Source organism: Pseudoduganella sp. R-32 (assembly GCF_049913245.1).
Taxonomy (GTDB): Bacteria; Pseudomonadota; Gammaproteobacteria; order Burkholderiales; family Burkholderiaceae_D; genus Rugamonas.
In genome coordinates this window covers 87,341-104,920 of sequence record NZ_CP183987.1, presented here as the reverse complement: position 1 = coordinate 104,920, position 17,580 = coordinate 87,341, and the positions used below count along the sequence as shown (strand labels likewise).

Here is a 17,580-nt window from a genome sequence, read left to right as displayed (position 1 = left end):
GAACGAGCCGAACGTGTCGAACGAGCCGGTCATTCTCGGCGTGCGGCATCACAGCCCGGCCTGCGCGCGCCTGGTGGCGCACAAGATCCGCAGCCTGCGGCCGGCCTACGTCCTGATCGAAGGCCCAGCCGACTTCAACGACAAGCTGGAGCAGCTCTCGCTGCCGCACCAGCTGCCGCTGGCGGTCTACAGCTTCCTTTCCTCGGAAGGCGGGCACCGCGCGTCCTGGTCGCCGTTTGCCGAGCATTCGCCGGAGTGGCAGGCGCTGGCGGTCGGGCGTGAAACAGGCGCGCAGCTGCGCTTCATCGACCTGCCGGCGTGGGACGATGCCTTTGCCGACGTGCTCAATCGCTATGCCGACGTGAGCGACGAGACGCAGGCCGAACGCGCCGCCGCATACGAAGATGCGCTGCGCCGCAAGATGGCGGTCGACAGCAGGGATGCGCTGTGGGACACGCTGTTCGAGCAGCAGGATTCGCTGGAGCTGCTGGAGCAGGGTCTTGCCACCCATTTCGAGCATCTGCGCGCGGGCGATGCGGGCTCGATCGGCAACCAGGCGCGCGAACGCATGATGGCGCGCTGGATCGCCTGGGCGATGGCGCGCGGCGAAGGCCCGGTGCTGGTGGTCTGCGGCGGCTACCATGCGCCGGCGTTGCAGCGTGCCTGGCGCAGCGAGGACGGCGCCAGCCCGCCGGCGCTGCCGCTGCCGGACGACGCCGGCGGGACCGTGCGCTTCGGCTCCTACCTGGTGCCGTACACCTTCAAGCGGCTCGATTCCTTCACCGGCTACGCATCGGGCATGCCTTCGCCGTTCTTCTACCAGCTGGCATGGGAGGAGGGCATGCAGGGCGCCGGGCCGGCGCTGCTGCAGCGGGTCACGCAGCGCCTGCGCAACAAAAAGCTGGCGGCATCGACCGCCGACCTGATCGCCGTGCACGCGCGGGCCGAGGCCCTGGCCCGCCTGCGCGGCCATGCGCTGCCGGCACGCTGCGACTGGCTCGACGCGCTGGCCGGCTCGCTGGTCAAGGATGCGCTGGATGCGCCGCTGCCGTGGACTTACCGCGGGCCGCTGCGCTTCGGCACCGACCCGATCCTGGTCGAAATCATGGACGTGCTGGCGGGCGATGTTGCGGGCCGCCTGGCGCCCGGCACGCCGCAACCGCCGCTGGTGCTCGCGGTCGAGGCCGAACTCGAAGCCCGCGGCATCAAGCTGCCCGCCGACCTCTCCCTCGACCTGCTCAAGCCCGCGGACCGCGACAAGAGCCGCGTGCTGCATCGCCTGCTGCTGCTGGAGATTCCCGGCATCGACCGGCGCGCCGGCCCCGGCCTGGCGCTGTCCGGCGAGCGCCGCGAGGAATGGTCGCTGCGGGCGCCGCTGGAGCAGCGCGCCGCGCTGATCGAGGCGGCGGCCTATGGCGCCTCGCTGGAAGACGCCGCGCGCATGAAGCTGGAAGAACGCCTGCGCGCTGCGGGGCGCGCCAACGGCGAGAGCCGTTTCGCGCAACTCGCCGATGCACTGAACCAGGCTGCCTTTGCCGGCCTGGCCGGCATGAGCGACGGCATCCTGTCCGAGCTGGAAATAGCGGTCGGCGGCGAACCGCGTTTCGAAGCTTTCGGCACTGCGCTGCCGGTGCTGCATTCCCTGCTGCGCCACGGGCAGTCGCTCGGCATGGCGGGCGCGCCGGTCCTGCGCACGGTAGTCGCGGCGGCCTTCGACCGCGCGCTATGGCTGCTGGAGGCCACGGGGCCGGTACCGGCGGGAGAATTCGCGGCGCATATCCATGGCTTCCTCGCCCTGCGCCAGGTGGCGCGCGATGCGCTGGCAGGCGATGCTGCGCTGCCTTTGCAGGTGGAGGCCGGGCGCGCCCTCGCTGTATGGCAGCGCAAGCTTGCCGACCAGCGTGCCGCGCCGCTCAGCCGCGGCGCCGCGCTGGGAGGATTGGTCAGCCTGAACGCCGGACGTAGCGCCGCCAGCGGCGAAGCCATCACGCAGGCCTTGGCCTTGCTGGGCGAAATCGCGCCGGCGCAGGTGGGCGATGCGCTGGCGGGCATGCTGGCGCTGGCGCGCGATGAGCTGGTGCAGGAGGCGCACTTCGTTGCCGGGCTGGATGCCATGGTGAAGGCGTTGGACGACATCGACTTCGTGCTCGCCCTGCCGGCCATGCGCAATGCCTTCAGCTGGCTGCCGCCGCAGGAGCGCGGCATGCTGGCCGACGCCGTGCTGGCCCAGCACAACGCGGCGCATCTGCCGCGGCGCGCGCTGACCGCGCACTTCGCCGGCGCGGATGCGGAAGACGTGGCCAGGGCGGCGCTGCTGGAGCAGGCCGCGCTGCGCAAACTTGCCTCCTGGGGATTGGCAGCATGAACTTGAAACTTCCTGATTCGCTGGCGCGCTGGCGCCTGCTGCTCGGCGAAGCGGCGACGCCTGCGCTGGGCGGCCTGTCCGGCGCGGCCCGATCGGCGGACATGGCGCTGGACTGGCTGTACGGGCGCGATAGCGAGGTCGCCGCGCGCGGTGAGCGCGGTGCTGGCCTGGGGCCTTCCCAGCTTTCCACGCCCGACTGGATCAATACGATCCATGAACTGTTCCCGAAGGAAGTGATCGAGCGCCTCGAGGGCGACGCGGTGGAGCTGTACGGCATCGACGAAGTGGTCACCAACCTCGAGGTGCTGGAGCGGATCGAGCCGTCGGAGGCACTGCTGCGCGCGGTGCTGCACACCAAGCACCTGATGAATCCCGAAGTGCTGGCCGCTGCGCGGCGGCTGGTGGCTGAAGTCGTGCGGCAGATCATCGAGAAGATGGCGACCGACGTGCGGCAGGCGTTCGCCGGCGCGCGCGACAGGCGCCGCCGCTCCATGCTGAAGGTGGCGCGCAATTTCGATTTCAAGCGTACGGTGCAAGGCAACCTGCACCGCTGGGACCCGCAGCGCGGAAAGCTGTTCCTGGAGACTCCGGTCTTCATGAGCCGCGTGCGGCGCCACACTGAGCGCTGGGACATCTGCCTGCTGATCGACCAGAGCGGCTCGATGGTCGAATCGGTGATCCATTCCGCGGTCATGGCCTCCTGCCTGTGGAATCTGCCGGGCATGCGGACTCGCCTGGTCGCCTTCGACACGGAAGTGGTCGACCTGACCTCGGACGTGTCCGACCCGGTCGAACTGCTGATGAAGGTGCAGCTGGGCGGCGGCACCGATATCGCCAAGGCTGTCGGCTATGCGCAGTCCCTGGTCGAGAATCCGCAGCGCACGGTGGTGGTGCTGGTCAGCGACTTCTGCGAGGGCGGCTCGCAAAATGAACTGGTGCGCCGGGTCAAGGCGCTGGTGCAGTCCGGCGTCACGATGCTGGGACTGGCAGCACTGGATGCGCGCGCCGATCCCTGCTACGACCGCGACATGGCGGCGCGCCTGGTGCGCGAGGGCGCGCACGTGGGCGCCATGACGCCCGGACAACTGGCAGCCTGGCTGGCTGAAAAGGTGCGCGGATGAACGCCCGGCGAACCGACCTGCTGGAACTGACGCCCGAGGCCCTGATCGCCCTGGCCAATGCGGGCTTCGTCAAGCGCGCGCAGAAGGACCTGGCCGAAGGCAACCTGCCGGCGCTCGAGGAACTCGCGGACGCCACGATCCGCGCCACCTACGCCGATGGCCATTGCGCCGTGCTTGGTCCCAACAGCACGCTGCGCGACGCCAGCTGCACCTGTCCGGCCAGCGGCTTGTGCCGGCACCGGGTCACGCTGGTGCTGGCGTACCAGGCGCAGGCCAGGGCGCTGTCGCCGGCGCAGCCGGAGAACCAGGCTGCCGACGATGCCGGCCCCTGGTCGCCGGCGCATTTCGCAGCGACGATGGCTGATACGGTTCCTGCCTCGACGCTGGCACAGGCGGCCAGGCTGGCGGCGGCGCAACCGGTGGTCAAGCTTATCGCGTGGCAGGAGGCGGCTGCGGTGCCGAGCGCCCGCCTGCCGATGTGCAATGTGCGCTTCTTCTCGCGCAGCAGCCTGACGCACGCCCGATGCGATTGCAAGGAGGGCAGCGGTTGCGCCCACATCGTCCTGGCCGTGTGGGCGTTCGCACAGGCGGAATTGAAGTCGCCGGGTTTTGCCGAAGCCAGCGTGACCCTGGCCAGTCCGCAGGAAGGCGGCCCGGCGCCCGTGGCGCGCGTGTTCGGCACGCAGGCGGCTGCAACGCTGCTGGAACGCACGCAGGCCCTGGCGCTGCAAGTCTGGCTGGACGGTTCCAGCCAGCCGATGCTGGCACTGGAGGCGCGCTTCGAAGAAGTCTTTGGCCTGGCCAAACAACTCGAATGGTGCTGGATCGGCGAGTCCCTGCACGGCATGAAGGACCTGATGCTGGCGCAGCATGCGCGGTCCAGCCGCTTCGATCCGAAGCTGCTGCTGTCGGCGCTCGCCGACCTGCATGCGCGCCTTGCGGCGGCAGTGCTGGCGGATGGCCAGGCTGCCGCCGGCCGGCTGCCGGAAGTGCCGGCCAGCCAGTTGCTCGGCATCGGCGTCAAGGGCGAAGTGGCGCTGGATCACTTGCGGCTGGTCTCCCTCGGCACCCAGCTCTGGGCCGATGACGAAGCCGAGGGCGCGCTGCTGGTATTTGCCGACCCGGACACCCTTGCGGTGACCGTGATTGAGCGCCGCTGGCCCAAGCCGAAGGCGGGCGAGCCGGGCATCGCCATCAAGTCGCGCAGGATCGCGGGCCAGTCGGTAGAAAGGCTGGCCGCCAGCCAGGTCGTCACCAGCGGCGCACGGCGCCGCGCCAACGGTGCGCTGGAGATTGCCGCCGGTGCGCGCCAGACCAACGTGCTGCCTTTGTCGTCCAGGGCTTGGGACGACCTGATGGCGCCGCTGCGCCAGTCGTCCGCCGAGGGCTTGCGCGACTACCTGCTGGATGCCGTGCCGGATTTCGCGAGGCCGCTGCAGGCGATTGAACACATGCACGTCGTTCCCGTGGCGCAGGTAGGCGAATGGGAGTGGAATGCGGCGCGCCAGACGCTGTCGGCCTGGATCGAAGTGGGCCAGGGGCTGCACGAGCCCGGGCAGCGCCTGCTCCTTCGCAAGCGCCACAACCCGGCCGCGCCGCATGCCGTCGATGCGCTGGCAAGCGCGCTGTCCGGGGAATTCGGCGCACCGCTAGCGGTCTCCGGAACGGTCACGCTGGAAGCGGGACTGGTGGCCATCGATCCGTTTGCCGTCCTGACCGAACAGCGCGCCGTGGTGCCCGACGTGGAGAGCACGGCGGCGCGCGAACTTGCGCCGGCCGCGCTGCTGTATGAGGCGCCGCCGCTGGTGCACCTGGCCGGCCAGGTGCACGCCCTGCTTGGCCGATGGATGCGGCAAGGCTTGCGGCACCAGGCTGCGGGCGCCTTGAAGGAAGCCGAGGACCTTGCGGCAACCATGGAGCGCAACGGCCTTGCCGCTTCCGCCGCCCTGCTGCGCGAGGCCGTGAGCCTGATGCAGGCGCCGGACAAGCAGCCTTTGCCCGGCAAGCTGGCAACGCTTTATCTTTTACTCGCCGAAATTGCACGTTCGGCTTGAAACCCGGGAGTTATCGTGGCACGAAAAACAACGACCGATCCCTTGCTGGCGGCGCCTGACGGCAAAGTCCACTGGACCAAGGGCATGCAGGAATGCCTTGATCTCTTCGTCGACGAAGCGGGCCTGTTCCCGCCTGGCGCCAGCTTCGAGGACAACCTTGCCCAGCACAAGGCGCTGCTGGGCAAGGAAAACTGGGTGCCGTCTGCTTTCCGCCTGCTGCAATTGCATGGCGTGGATGCCTTGCCGCTGTTCGTGGACTGGATCGAATCAAAGCGCTACAGCCCGCCGGCGGTGCAGACGGCGCTGCTGAACATCCACAGCGAGCAGGCTGTCGACGCCGTGGTCGAACGGCATCGCAGCGCAGAGTTTCGGCCGCTGGTCCTGAAACAGGCGAAGAAATGGCCGATCGTGGTTCTACGCAAGCTGCTCGATGTGAATCCGTCGAAAAAGCAGCCGGCTGCCTTGCTGATCCAGGAAATCCTTGGCCAGGACCCGGCCTGCCTGCCGCTGTTGCGGAAGCAGGCCGACGAAGCGCAGGCGAATGCGCTGGAGCGTTTGCTCGAAGTTGCCGATGCGGCGGAAGAAGCGGCGCCGGCGGACCTTCCACTGGTGCTGCGCGAGCTGCCCTGGTCGAACCGCGAGCCTTCCCGCGTGCCGGTGCTGGCATTGCAGGCAATGCATGACGCGCCGTGCTTCCATTGGTCGAAATGGTCCGGCAGCGACGGCCTGGAACTGAACGATCCCGACGAGTACGCGCTCAAGTACCTGAATACCTACTTGCCGCCGGAAACCGCAGCATGGGATCTTCCGCGCAAGGTGCTTTGGATTATCGGCATCGAGCCTGGCGCAATCGAGCGTGCCATCGCGACTGAAACCGTGAGCGAAGGCGATTTCGCGGAGTCGTCCGTCTATGGCTGGTACACGGCAAATTATCTGAAGGCCTTGCCGCCGAAACTGGCCAGCTCGGTCTTTTGCAATATTCCCGCTTCACGCTTGCGCTACTCCAGCCAGATGGCCGCGGTGTTTGCGTGGATGGGCCAGGACGGCCTGCCGGCTTTCACGCGCGTCTTTCCGACCGCATCGCTAAGTTCGATGACGCTGGCCGCGTGCCTGGAGTGGGACCAGATCGCGCTGTACGTCGCACGGGCCTTCTACGCAAACCGTTGGGTCAAGGATGCCGCCGGCGACTGGCTGCTTGCCTACCCGGCCGCCGCCGCACGCGGACTGCTGCCTGCGGCAGTCGGGCAAGATCCCGGCGAGCGCTTCATCGCACAGAACGCCTTGCGCTACCTTGCCGGCAACGGCCACGAGGCGGTGCTGGCGGCACAGGCAGCACGCTACGGCGACGCTGCGGCGGAGGCGCTGCGCATCATGCTGTCCGAGCCGCAGCGCGAATGGCTGCCGGACAAGCTGCCGACGCCGCCAAAGAGCCTGCACGTGCCCGGCCTGCCGCGCCTGTACCTCACGTCGAACGGCAAGGCGCTGCCGCTCGACGCGGTACCGCACGTGCTGACCATGATGGCGCTGTCCAAGCAGGACGCCCCGTCCAGCGGGCTGCTCGCGTTGCGTGAGGCGCTGACGCCAGGCTCGCTCGCCAGGTTCGGGCAAGCCTTGTTCGAATGGTGGCGCGACAGCGATACGCCGCCCAAGGAGCGCTGGATCTTCTGGATGCAGGGCGTGATCGGCAATGACGAAACCGCCCGCCAGCTGAACGTGGCGCTGAAGCAGTGGCGCGCCGCGCTGATCCGCGTGCGCGCCTACGATGCGATGGAAATGCTGGTGCAGATCGGTTCCGACGTCGCCTTGATGTACCTGCACCAGTTGAGCGAACAGACCCGCTACAACGACCTGCAGGAGCGTGCCGAAGAAATGATGCAAGACCTCGCGCAGCAGCGTGGCCTCAGCATGGAGCAGTTGGCCGACCGCACAGTGCCGGACCTGGGCCTGGACGAAACCGGCCGACTGGCGCTCGATTTCGGCCCGCGTTCCTTCATCGTGCGCTTCGACGAACACCTGCTGCCCTATGTGTGCGACAGCGACGGCAAGCGCATCAAGGACTTGCCCAAGCCGAACAGCAAGGACGATGAAGCGATCGCCAAGGCCGCCTCCCAGCGCTACAAGGACCTCAAGAAGCAGGCGAAGAACGTCGCCAGCACCCAGGTCGCTCGCCTGGAAAGCGCCATGTGCAAGCAGCGGCGCTGGACGGTGGAAGAGTTCGAAACCCTGCTGGTGCGCCATCCCTTGCTGCGCCACCTGGTCTCGCGGCTGGCGTGGGGCGCCTACGATGCGGGCGGCAGCTTGCTTATCCTGTTCCGGGTTGCCGAAGACCTGAGTTATGCCGGCGTCGACGACAGCGCCGTGCAACTGCCGCAGGACGCCAGGATAGGCATCCCGCACCGCCTCGAACTGGCGGATGCCGACGCGCAGGCGTTTGCGCAGTTGTTCGCCGATTACGACATCCTGCAGCCCTTCGAACAACTGGGCCGCGCCACTTACCGCCTGGACGAGGCGACGCTCGACGGCAGCATCCTGCCCGAATGGCGGGACCGCAAAGTCAGCACGGGCGCCCTGCTGGGACTGGAAAACCGCGGCTGGGAGCGCGAAGTCGGCGATGGCGGCTGCATCGGCTCGTTCACCAAGACGCTCGACGGCGGGCAGACGGTCTGCCTCGCCCTGGAAGGGGAGTGGTTCGTCGGTGGACCTGCCGATCCGGCGGCGATCCATACGATCACGCGTTGCGGGCTGGGCGGAGCGTCCTGGCGTTCCCTGTCGCCGCTGCTGGTGAGCGAGATCCAGCGCGACCTGCACCAGATGAACTGGACTCAATGAGCTGCGAACGGGAGTCTATCCAGCGCCAGGTGGCCCTGGTCAGTCATGGCAGCGCCTTCCTGCGCAAGAAGCTTGCGCTCGAGGACTGGTACCAGCATGGGATTTTCTTTGGCGCGCGGCTGCAGTTCCGCGACCGCAGCGGGAACGCCTTGCTGGCCGACGACTTCCCCCTGTGGCTGGCCACGCTGGCCCAAGCCGGGGCCACGCGGCTGTCACTGCATCCGGCAACGGGGCTTGGCATCGCCGCCTTGCCGGCCATGGACTGGAGCCGGCATGTGGTGGCGGTCCATTTTCCCGACCGCTACCAGCTCTGGGCCGTTGGCAAGGAACGGGCCGCGTGGAATGACGGCAGCCAGCGTGTTCCCAGCGCCGCCAGCCATGCCGGCGACGTCGATTGCTACCTGTACCTGGAGGAGCGGCCGGGCGTGCTCGAGGTGCCGCATACGGACTGGAAGAAGCTGGCCGCCGAGATCGCCGCCGATCTCGCGGCCCCGGTGCCTTCCGACGCGGTGCCGGCCGCGCCTTTTTGTGCCGAAACCAGGGCGAGCGCTGAGTGGGCCAGGATGCCGCTGTTCGTCGCCCACGGCGCCGACTCGCTGGCGCACCGGGTGCTGGCGACGCTGGTCCACAAGCAGGGAAAATTCGCAAACGACACCAATTCCAAGAACGAAAACAGCAGCTACCACTACATGGACGAGGCGGGCGCGGCAGCCATGCGGCACTGGGGCGAGCGTCTCGATAGCTGGGTCGCTGAAGTCCTGCTGCGCGCCGCCAATATCGGCAGCGCAACGGCCACGCAGCATGCCGGCGCACGCCTGCTCCAGCCGCCGCCGGCGCCCGAGCAAGCGCCGGTCGCGCCTTCGGCTCGGGCCGCGCCCCTGAACCTGGCGCCCGTCGGCGCAGCGCAGCCACCGGCGGAAGGCAAGTGGACGCGCCGCATCGGCCTCGCCGCCGCGATTGCGGTACTCAGTGTGCTGGTGGTCGCCGTATCGCACATCATCGTCCGCTTCCCCTGGCTGGCTATGCTGGTGGGCCTGCCGTTGGCGCTGATGCGACAAAAAAAGTAGTTATGTAATATTTGTAATTGACAGAAAATACACGGTCATTCATGATTTGATATTTATTTCCCAAAGGAAAAGATCGTGTTCATTGTCTGGGGGCGCAAGATTACGCGCCGCACAGTGGGATATGTCGCGGACTTCTGCGGCGTTTGCAGGGTGCCGCGCGCCTTCCGCATGACGCGCCTCGGCTCGGCCGGCCACGTGTATTACATCAGCTTCGGCGAGGGCAAGCTGGTCGGGCACCAGCGCACCTGCACCAGTTGCGGCGCGTTCAGCGATGCCGACGTGAATGCCTATGCCCGCGTCTCGAAGAGCTCCGGTCCCATGGAAACCCTGAAGCGCGAGACCCACCCCGGCCTGGATGAGGCCCTGGAACAGCGCCTGGCCCTCGAAGTGCGCGTCAAGACCGCACCGCACCTGCTGTCGGAAGAAGAGCGCCTGGGGCTGATCTACTCCCCGATCAACCTGTTGTCGCCCAAGGTGGAACGGCACTTCGCCACCACGCATATGGATGGCGGGGTGGCGCTGGCAATCGCCGGCGGCATCGGCCTGTGCTTTGTCTTGCCTGTCATTGGCTCGGCCATATCGTCAAGCTATGGTCCGCCGGGCTTCCTGCTGGGCCTGGTGGCCGGCTTTGGCCTGCTGATCTGGCAGCTCATCGCCTCGGGGCCGCGCTTCATGCGCAAGGAAATCCTGCCGCTGCTGGCGAAATCCCTGGCGCCGGTGAAGCCGAGCGAAGCCGAGCTCGAGCGCGCCTTGCGTGAATACAAGCAGGCCGGCCACAAGATCGGCAAGAAGCTGACGGCAGCCCAGGTGCTCGAGGCCATTCGCTCGCGGCGCTAGAAGTTCAAGTATGATCGCCCTGTTGCCAGGACTATATTGAACGCCATGCTACAGACCCCCGCCGGTTTCCTGCCCCTGATCCAGCCAGCTCCTGCTGAAAACATCCAGACGCTGGTCTTCCACAAAGACCGGCTGCTGTTGCGGGAGGAGAGCCTGGCCCTGCCGCCGCACGCGGAACTGCTTGCCGCCGGCCTGGAACTGGCCGGCGCGATGCCGCTCGGCACCTGGGAAGGGCGCTACTGGCAGGTCGCGCAGGCGCCGCACGACACCCCGCCGCTGGAGGGCCACGCCTACGTCGGCCTGCGCGCACTGTTCGGCGCCGTCGACGATGGCTTGCTCGGCGTGGCCGGGCGCGGCTACCAGATCGCCGAATGGGCGCGCACGCACCGCTTTTGCGGCGCCTGCGGCTCGCCGATGCTGCTGGCGCCCGGCGAGCGCGCCATGCGCTGCACCGCCTGCAGCCACCTTGCGTACCCGCGCATTTCGCCTGCCATGATGGTGCTGATCAGGAAGGGCAGGCAGCGCCTGCTGGCGGCGCACGCCAATTCGCCGTACAAGCGCTACACGGCGCTGGCGGGCTTCCTGGAAGCCGGCGAATCGGTGGAAGAAGCAGTGCACCGCGAAGTGTTCGAGGAAGTCGGCCTGCGCGTGCACAATCTCAAATACTTCGGCAGCCAGTCCTGGCCTTTCCCGCATTCGCTGATGATCGCCTTCACCGCCGAATACCTGGACGGCGAGATCGTCACCGACCCCAGCGAAATCAGCGATGCGCGCTGGTTTGGCCCCGAAGATGAGTGGCCGGCACTGACGCATACGGTTTCCATCGCCAGCGAGCTGCTGGCAGCGAACCGACCCTGAACGCTGTATACTGGTGGATTAGATTCCACATTTCACGGTTCTTGCAATCATGACTAAAGAAGTATTCACCGAAGCCGACTGGCGCCGCCTGCTGGAGCACCTGGGCGAAGACCCGGACCGTCCAGGCCTGATCGAAACCCCGCACCGCGTCCACAAGGCGTGGAAGCACTGGGTGTCGGGCTACGGCCAGGACCCGGCGGAAGTGCTGAAGGCTTTCGAGGATGGCGCCGAGCAGTACAACGAGCTGATCGTCGTGAAGAACATCCCGGTGTACAGCCATTGCGAGCACCACCTGGCGCCATTCTTCGGCAAGGCCACCGTGGGGTATGTCCCGAATGGCAAGATTGTCGGTTTGTCCAAGCTGACCCGCCTGGTGGACGTGTTCTCCAAGCGCCTGCAGGTGCAGGAACGCATGACCATGCAGATCGCCGAAGCGCTGATGCAAGTGCTGGAACCGAAGGCCGTGGGCGTGGTGGTCAAGTGCCGCCACCTGTGCATGGAGTCGCGCGGCATCCGCACCGCCGGCGAAGAGACCGTGACCTCCGCCATGCTGGGCGAGCTGCAGCCGAACCTGGCGATGCGCACCGAATTCCTGGCACTGGCTCGCGAGTCCTGATCCATGGCTAACGCTATCGAATGGTTCGAAGGCGATTTCGACGCCGCACTGGAGGCAGCCCGCGCTGCCGGCCGTCCGCTGTTCCTGTACTGGGGCGCCGTGTGGTGCCCGCCGTGCAACCGGGTCAAGTACGAAATCTTCGGCCGCGAAGATTTCCAGGCCAGGCTGCAAAGCATGGTGGCGATGCAGCTCGATGGCGACAGCCCGAACGCGCAGGCACTGGCGGCGCGCCTGAAGCTGCGCAGCTATCCGACCATGGTGATGTACCGTCCGGATGGCAGCGAGATCACCCGTCTGCCGTGCGAACTCGATGGCGAACTGTTTGGCGAGGCCCTGATGGCGGCGCGTTTTGCCGGCCATACGGCGGGCGAGTCGATGGCTGCTGCGCTGGATGGCAAGCGTGCCCTGTCGCCGTCCGAATGGACGCTGCTGTCGAACTACTCGTGGGATACCGATGAAGGCGTGCTGCTGCAAGGGCGCGACCTGGGCGTGACGCTGACCACCCTGTCGCAACTGGCTGCCGCCGCCGTGACCGGCGAGGCGCCGGCTGCGGCGCGCCAGGTGGAAGATGCCGCCGTGCGCCTGCGCCTGCATGCGATGGTGGCGCAGGCCGGCCGCGTGGTCGATGCCTCGTCGCCTGAATTCCTGTTGAAGGTGCTGGGCGACGAGCGCGTTGCGCGCGCCAATATGGACATCTTCGGCAACAGCGGCCACCAGCTGGTGCGCGCTGCGCCGGCGCGCCACGCTGAACTGGCGGCTGCCATGGCCGGTGCCGCTCAGGTATGGGCCGAGGACATGTGGTTGTCGGCGCCGGACCGCCTGACTGCGGTGCGCTTGCAGGTGCGCATGTCGCGCATGGGCCATGTGGCGGAAGGCTTGCCGCAGCTTGTGCGTACCCGTGTGCAGCAGGCGCTGGCGCTGGTGGATGACAAGTATGGGCGGCATACGCTGGTCAACACGGCGGTCAGCGCGCTGAATGATGCGGGGCTGCATGCGGAGGCGGAAGCTTTGCTGCAGTCGGTGCTGGTGGAATCGCATGCGCCGTATTACTTCAAGTTGAGCCTTGCATCGGCGGCCAAGCGGCGCGGCGACCTGCCGGGCATGCTGGATTGGTATGAGAAGGCGTGGCGTTCGGCGGTCGGGCCGGCGACGCGTATCCAGTGGGGGGCGACCTACCTCTTGGCGCTGATCGATACCACGCCGGGCGATACCGCGCGTATCGAAGCTGCGGCCGCGGCGCTGGGGCAGGATTTTGCCAATGCGCCGGATGGGTTCAAGCAGCGTAACCTGACGCAGGCGCAGAAGCTGGTGGCGAAGCTGCCGGCGGGGCTTGCGTTGGTTGACGCTTTGCGGGCGGGTATCTAAAACCGGTAAACCGGTGTCTGACCCACAGGGTCAGACACCGATACGCGGCCGTCGCGTACCAGGGGTCAAATCAGCCCAGCCGCAAGACCTCCGCCAGCCAATCCACAAACACCCGCACCCGCGGCGACAGATGCCGGTTGTGCGAGTAAATGATCGACACCGGCAACGGCGCCGGCCGCCACGCCGGCAGCACCTCCACCAGCTCCCCGCTGGCGAGCAAGTGCTCAATCCCCGGCAACGGAATCTGCGCCAGCCCGATCCCCGCCCGGCAAGCCCCCAGGTAAGCCTCCGAACTCCCCACCGACACCCTGCTGCGCACCGACAGCGTCCTGACCTCCCCATCCACCACGTACTCCCAGGGCAGGTCGCGCCCGGTCTGGCTGGAAAAGTAATTGACCGCCCAATGCTCGCGCAAATCCTCCAGCGTCCGCGGCGTCCCATGCGCCGCCAGGTAAGAAGGCGACGCCACGTTCACCTGCACCATCGCCCCCAGCGGCCTGGCCACCAGGGTGGAGTCCCGCAACACCCCCGCCCGTACCGCGCAATCGATGCCTTCCCCCACCAGGTCGACCATGCGGTCATTGGCCCCGACCCGGATCTTGATCTCCGGGTAGCGCGAGAAGAAGTCCGGCAGCGCAGGAATCACGCTCAAGCGCGAGATTCGCTCCGGCAGGTCGACCCGGATCGTGCCGGAAGGCTTGCGGCCATCGGACAGGAACAGGGCATTGATGTCCTCCAGTTCATTGAGCAGCGCACGGCAGCGCTCCACATACAGCTGCCCCTCCACCGTCAGGCTGACCTTGCGCGTGGTGCGCTGGAGCAGCCGCACGCCGAGCTGCTGCTCGATGGCCTGCACGGCATTGGTCACGGTGGGGCGCGGCAGGTCGAGCTGTTCGGCGGCCTGGGTGAAGCTCTTGCTGTCGGCCACCGCCAGGAAGACCTGCATGGCCTTGAACTGGTCCATTGTTATCTATTGCCGAATAAAGATGTAATAAACGAGGCATTTATTGTTGGATTCGATAATAGCACAATGGTTCCCATCGAAACCCCACCTGGAGAGCACGCATGGAAACCCGCAAACTTGGCAGCACCGGCCCGCAAACTTCCCAACTCGGCCTCGGCCTGATGGGCATGTCCGACCTGTACGGCCCGGCCGACCGCGCCGAAAGCCTGGCCACCATCCACGCCGCGCTGGATGCCGGCGTCACCTTGCTCGACACCGGCGACTTTTACGGCATGGGCCACAATGAAATGCTGCTGGGCGAGGCGCTGCAGGGCCGCCACCGCGAGCAGGTGCAGGTCAGCGTGAAGTTCGGCGCCCTGCGCGACCCGGACGGCGGCTTTATCGGCTACGACTCGCGCCCGCAGGCCGTGGCCAATTTCCTGGCCTATTCGCTGCGCCGCCTGGGCACCGACTACATCGACATCTACCGCCCGTCCCGCCTGGACCCCGCCACGCCGATCGAGGACACCGTCGGCGCCATCGCGGAGCAGGTGCGCAAGGGCCATGTACGTCACATCGGCCTGTCCGAAGTGAATGCCGACACGCTGCGCCGCGCCCATGCCGTGCACCCGATCGCCGACGTGCAGATCGAATACTCGATGATCTCGCGCGGCATCGAAAACGGCTTGCTGCAAACGGCGCGGGAACTGGGCGTCGGCATCACCGCATACGGCGTGCTGTCGCGTGGCCTGATCAGCGGTCACTGGAGCGCGCAGCGCGAAGGCGAGCAGGATTACCGCGGCCTGCACAGCCCACGCTTCCAGGGCGATAACCTGAAGCACAACCTGGAACTGGTGGAACGCATGCGGGCGGTGGCGCAGGCCAAGGGCATCAGCGTGGCGCAGTTGGCGATTGCCTGGGTGATGGCGCAGGGCACCGATATCGTGCCCCTGGTCGGCGCCCGCACCCGTACCCGCCTGCAGGAAGCGCTGGGCGCGCTCGACGCGGTGCTGCTGCAATCCGACCTGGCAGCGCTGGAGCTGATCGTGCCGCAAGGCGCCGCAGCCGGCGGCCGCTACAACGACTACCAGCTTTCCCACCTCGACAGTGAAAAGGCCGCCTAGGCGAAAACCTCGCCAAGGAAGTCGACGAACGCCAGCACCTTGGCCGCTCGCTGGTGCCGCTGCTGGTACAGCGCGGTCAATGCGGGGCCGGGCGCCTGGTAGTCGGCGAGCAGCGGAACCAGGGCGCCGCTGCGCAGCTCCCCTTCCACCGAAAGCGACAGGAACTGGCCAATGCCGGCGCCGGCCTTGCATGCTTCGACCAGGGAATCCACATGGTCGAACGCGGCGCGCGCCGGCGGCGTGAACGCCAGGCCATCCGAGAACCGCCACGCGCGCAGGCGGCCGGCGCGCGGCAGGATGAATTGCAGGCACGCGAATCCTGCCAGTTCGCCCGGTGTCGAAGGGGTGCCATGTTGCGCGATGAAGGCCGGGGATGCGCAGCAAATGAAGCGTGTTTGCAGCAATTGCCGCGCGATCAGGCGCTCATCGCCGATTTCGCCCAGCCGCAAGAGCACGTCGTATCCTTCCTCCACCATATCGACCAGGCGGTCGCTGGCGCTGGCCTGGAGCACAATGCCGGGATGGCGAGCGAGGAAGCGCGGCAATGCCGGCGCCACGTAGATCCGTGACACCAGGCCGGGCATGTTGACGCGCAAGGTGCCGCGCGGCTCGCGGGCCGCATGCTGCAGGTTCGCCTCCAGCTCTTCCATTCCGGACAGCAGGCGCTGCGCCTGCTCGTAGCACTCGCGCCCTTCGCCAGTGAGCGACATGCTGCGCGTCGTGCGGTTCAACAGCTTGACCTCGAAGTGGGCCTCCAGCGCATTGACTTGCGCGGTGACGGACGATGTCGAAATGCCCAGCCTTTCCGCTGCGCGCGAGAAGCCACCGGTTTCCACTACCGCGCAAAAGACGCGCAAGGCATCAAGTTTGTCCATCACGCCATTATCCACAATTCGTGGATTCTGTTTGCAGCCAGCCCCTGTTTTTCCGGCGCCTGCCAATGCCTACACTGCCAGTCATCGAAACCCACAGGAGCCCTCGCCATGAAAGCCATGATTCTCAAAGCGGCCGGCCAGCCGCTGGTCCAAGCCGAAATCGCCAAGCCGGTAGCGGCGGCAGGTCAGGTGCTGGTACGCATCCATGCCAGCGCCGTCAATCCGCTCGACCTCAAGATCGCCGCCGGAAAGGCTGCCCATGCGCGCATGCCGTTGCCGGCGGTGCTGGGCATCGACATGGCGGGCGTGGTGGAGGCGGCCGGCCCTGGCGTTACCGCATTCGCCCCGGGCGACGCCGTATTCGGCATGACGGGAGGCGTGGGTGGCGTGCAGGGCTCTCTGGCCGAATATGCTGCTGTCGACGCCGACCTGCTGGCACATGCGCCACGCACCATCGGCCTGCGCGAAGCGGCAGCCCTGCCGCTGGCCTTCATCACCGCATGGGAAGGGCTGGTGGACCGGGCGCGCGTACAGGCCGGCCAGTCGGTGCTGGTGCAGGGCGGCGCAGGCGGTGTTGGCCGCATGGTCGTGCAGCTCGCGCTGGCCTTTGGCGCCCAGGTTGCGGCAACCGGCCGTGCCGGCCAGCGCGAAGCGATCGAAGCCCTTGGGGCGCGCTTCATCGAGCAGGCCGAAGGCGAGGAATTCGACATCGTGTACGACACGGTCGGCGGCGAAGTGCTGGATGCATCGTTTCGCGTGGTTCGCGAGTACGGCGGGCACGTGGTCAGTGCCCTTGGCTGGGGTACCCATGCCCTGGCGCCGCTGTCGTTCCGGGCAGCCAGCTATTCCGGCGTATTCACCCTGCTGCCCCTGTTGTCGGGCAAGGGGCGCGCGGCGCATGGCGCCATCCTGCGCGAGGCCGCGCGGCTGGTCGATGCAGGCAAGCTGTCGGTGCAGTTGAATGCCGAGCGCTTCACGCTCGCGCAAGCGAACCACGCGCATGCAGCAGCCGGGGGAGGTAAAGTAGTGGTAAATATTGCCTGAGCAGGGCGGCTATTGCGGCGCGGGCGGAGCATCGGCCGAGGCGCCAGCCGGCGCAGCCTCCGCGTCGAAACGCATCTTCGACTTCTTGCTCTCCGCCACGTAAGTCCCCAGCTTGGTTCCGCTGGCGGTGGTATTGCCGCCCTCGGCGACCAGGGTGCAGCCCTGGGTTTCCACCTGCCAGACATACTTTCCGGCGCGCAGGCTCCAGACATTGTCGCCGCTGGCGAACAACTCGAACTCCAGTCCTTCCAGCGGCATCTCGCCCAAGGAAATCGCCCGCTGGCATTCCGGCAGTCGCGCGGCCATCAGCGTGTACTGCGCATCTTCCTTCCAGAAAAATTCCTGCTGCCGCCGCACGGTCAGCGTATGTTCGCGCGTGCCGTCCGCATAGAAGGTTGCGGAATCATTAACGCAGCCAGCCAGCAATAACAGCGGCACGACAGTCAGGATTTTGCGCATGGGCGAAAGGAAGTGATTGGTTT

14 protein-coding genes are annotated in these 17,580 nt (G+C 67.0%); 11 read left to right on the top strand and 3 right to left on the bottom strand.

The window, feature by feature from the left end:
- Positions 1 to 13 precede the first annotated feature (13 nt).
- The 9 genes from ACN9MU_RS00455 to ACN9MU_RS00415 all read left to right on the top strand — a co-directional run bounded on the left by ACN9MU_RS00455 (position 14) and on the right by ACN9MU_RS00415 (position 13,112).
- Positions 14 to 2,365, top strand: coding sequence for a DUF5682 family protein (locus ACN9MU_RS00455; RefSeq protein WP_426344914.1), 2,352 nt, complete (start codon positions 14 to 16; stop codon positions 2,363 to 2,365).
- The gene (locus ACN9MU_RS00450; RefSeq protein ID WP_426343976.1) at positions 2,362 to 3,486 is read left to right on the top strand and encodes a VWA domain-containing protein; all 1,125 of its coding nucleotides are present in this window, start codon (positions 2,362 to 2,364) and stop codon (positions 3,484 to 3,486) included. Before ACN9MU_RS00455 ends, ACN9MU_RS00450 begins: the two co-directional genes overlap by 4 nt.
- A complete protein-coding gene (locus tag ACN9MU_RS00445; protein WP_426336701.1) occupies positions 3,483 to 5,540 on the top strand; it encodes an SWIM zinc finger family protein in 2,058 nt (685 codons plus the stop codon). Before ACN9MU_RS00450 ends, ACN9MU_RS00445 begins: the two co-directional genes overlap by 4 nt.
- A gap of 15 nt (positions 5,541 to 5,555) precedes the next feature.
- Positions 5,556 to 8,369, top strand: a complete 2,814-nt coding sequence (locus tag ACN9MU_RS00440; protein ID WP_426336700.1) for a DUF4132 domain-containing protein — start codon at positions 5,556 to 5,558, stop codon at positions 8,367 to 8,369.
- Positions 8,366 to 9,436: a hypothetical protein gene (locus tag ACN9MU_RS00435; RefSeq protein ID WP_426319832.1), complete on the top strand. Its 1,071-nt coding sequence runs from the start codon at positions 8,366 to 8,368 to the stop codon at positions 9,434 to 9,436. Before ACN9MU_RS00440 ends, ACN9MU_RS00435 begins: the two co-directional genes overlap by 4 nt.
- A gap of 75 nt (positions 9,437 to 9,511) precedes the next feature.
- The gene (locus ACN9MU_RS00430; RefSeq protein ID WP_426319830.1) at positions 9,512 to 10,273 is read left to right on the top strand and encodes a hypothetical protein; all 762 of its coding nucleotides are present in this window, start codon (positions 9,512 to 9,514) and stop codon (positions 10,271 to 10,273) included.
- A 45-nt stretch (positions 10,274 to 10,318) separates the two neighbouring features.
- Positions 10,319 to 11,131, top strand: a complete 813-nt coding sequence (nudC, locus tag ACN9MU_RS00425; RefSeq protein WP_426319828.1) for an NAD(+) diphosphatase — start codon at positions 10,319 to 10,321, stop codon at positions 11,129 to 11,131.
- A 49-nt stretch (positions 11,132 to 11,180) separates the two neighbouring features.
- Positions 11,181 to 11,747 carry a GTP cyclohydrolase I FolE gene (gene folE / locus ACN9MU_RS00420; protein ID WP_426166450.1) on the top strand — a complete coding sequence of 189 codons (567 nt, stop codon included), beginning with the start codon at positions 11,181 to 11,183 and terminating at the stop codon, positions 11,745 to 11,747.
- A gap of 3 nt (positions 11,748 to 11,750) precedes the next feature.
- Complete coding sequence (locus ACN9MU_RS00415; protein WP_426319826.1) at positions 11,751 to 13,112, top strand: thioredoxin family protein; 1,362 nt, start codon at positions 11,751 to 11,753, stop codon at positions 13,110 to 13,112.
- A 70-nt stretch (positions 13,113 to 13,182) separates the two neighbouring features.
- Here ACN9MU_RS00415 and ACN9MU_RS00410 read toward each other — a convergent pair whose 3' ends face one another.
- Complete coding sequence (locus tag ACN9MU_RS00410; protein ID WP_426319824.1) at positions 13,183 to 14,076, bottom strand: LysR family transcriptional regulator; 894 nt, start codon at positions 14,074 to 14,076, stop codon at positions 13,183 to 13,185.
- Positions 14,077 to 14,177: 101 nt separating this feature from the next.
- On the opposite strand from ACN9MU_RS00410, the gene ACN9MU_RS00405 reads away from it, so the two are divergent.
- Positions 14,178 to 15,179: an aldo/keto reductase gene (locus ACN9MU_RS00405; RefSeq protein ID WP_426319822.1), complete on the top strand. Its 1,002-nt coding sequence runs from the start codon at positions 14,178 to 14,180 to the stop codon at positions 15,177 to 15,179.
- Here the strand turns inward: ACN9MU_RS00405 and ACN9MU_RS00400 are convergent.
- Positions 15,176 to 16,054: a LysR family transcriptional regulator gene (locus ACN9MU_RS00400; protein ID WP_426172352.1), complete on the bottom strand. Its 879-nt coding sequence runs from the start codon at positions 16,052 to 16,054 to the stop codon at positions 15,176 to 15,178. The genes ACN9MU_RS00405 and ACN9MU_RS00400 overlap by 4 nt on opposite strands.
- A gap of 108 nt (positions 16,055 to 16,162) precedes the next feature.
- Here ACN9MU_RS00400 and ACN9MU_RS00395 point away from each other — a divergent pair, with 108 nt between their 5' ends.
- Entirely contained in the window at positions 16,163 to 17,098 is a 936-nt protein-coding gene (locus ACN9MU_RS00395; protein WP_426319820.1) for a zinc-dependent alcohol dehydrogenase family protein, read from the top strand.
- Positions 17,099 to 17,107: 9 nt separating this feature from the next.
- Here the strand turns inward: ACN9MU_RS00395 and ACN9MU_RS00390 are convergent, their stop codons facing one another.
- The gene (locus ACN9MU_RS00390; RefSeq protein ID WP_426166440.1) at positions 17,108 to 17,557 is read right to left on the bottom strand and encodes a hypothetical protein; all 450 of its coding nucleotides are present in this window, start codon (positions 17,555 to 17,557) and stop codon (positions 17,108 to 17,110) included.
- Positions 17,558 to 17,580 lie beyond the last annotated feature (23 nt).

Coding starts and splice junctions, on each gene's coding strand:
- ACN9MU_RS00450 (WP_426343976.1), top strand. CDS start 2,362: ATGAACTTGAAACTTCCTGATTCGCTGGCGCGCTGGCGCCTGCTGCTC.
- ACN9MU_RS00445 (WP_426336701.1), top strand. CDS start 3,483: ATGAACGCCCGGCGAACCGACCTGCTGGAACTGACGCCCGAGGCCCTG.
- ACN9MU_RS00435 (WP_426319832.1), top strand. CDS start 8,366: ATGAGCTGCGAACGGGAGTCTATCCAGCGCCAGGTGGCCCTGGTCAGT.
- nudC (WP_426319828.1), top strand. CDS start 10,319: ATGCTACAGACCCCCGCCGGTTTCCTGCCCCTGATCCAGCCAGCTCCT.
- folE (WP_426166450.1), top strand. CDS start 11,181: ATGACTAAAGAAGTATTCACCGAAGCCGACTGGCGCCGCCTGCTGGAG.
- ACN9MU_RS00415 (WP_426319826.1), top strand. CDS start 11,751: ATGGCTAACGCTATCGAATGGTTCGAAGGCGATTTCGACGCCGCACTG.
- ACN9MU_RS00410 (WP_426319824.1), bottom strand. CDS start 14,076: ATGGACCAGTTCAAGGCCATGCAGGTCTTCCTGGCGGTGGCCGACAGC.
- ACN9MU_RS00405 (WP_426319822.1), top strand. CDS start 14,178: ATGGAAACCCGCAAACTTGGCAGCACCGGCCCGCAAACTTCCCAACTC.
- ACN9MU_RS00400 (WP_426172352.1), bottom strand. CDS start 16,054: ATGGACAAACTTGATGCCTTGCGCGTCTTTTGCGCGGTAGTGGAAACC.
- ACN9MU_RS00395 (WP_426319820.1), top strand. CDS start 16,163: ATGAAAGCCATGATTCTCAAAGCGGCCGGCCAGCCGCTGGTCCAAGCC.
- ACN9MU_RS00390 (WP_426166440.1), bottom strand. CDS start 17,557: ATGCGCAAAATCCTGACTGTCGTGCCGCTGTTATTGCTGGCTGGCTGC.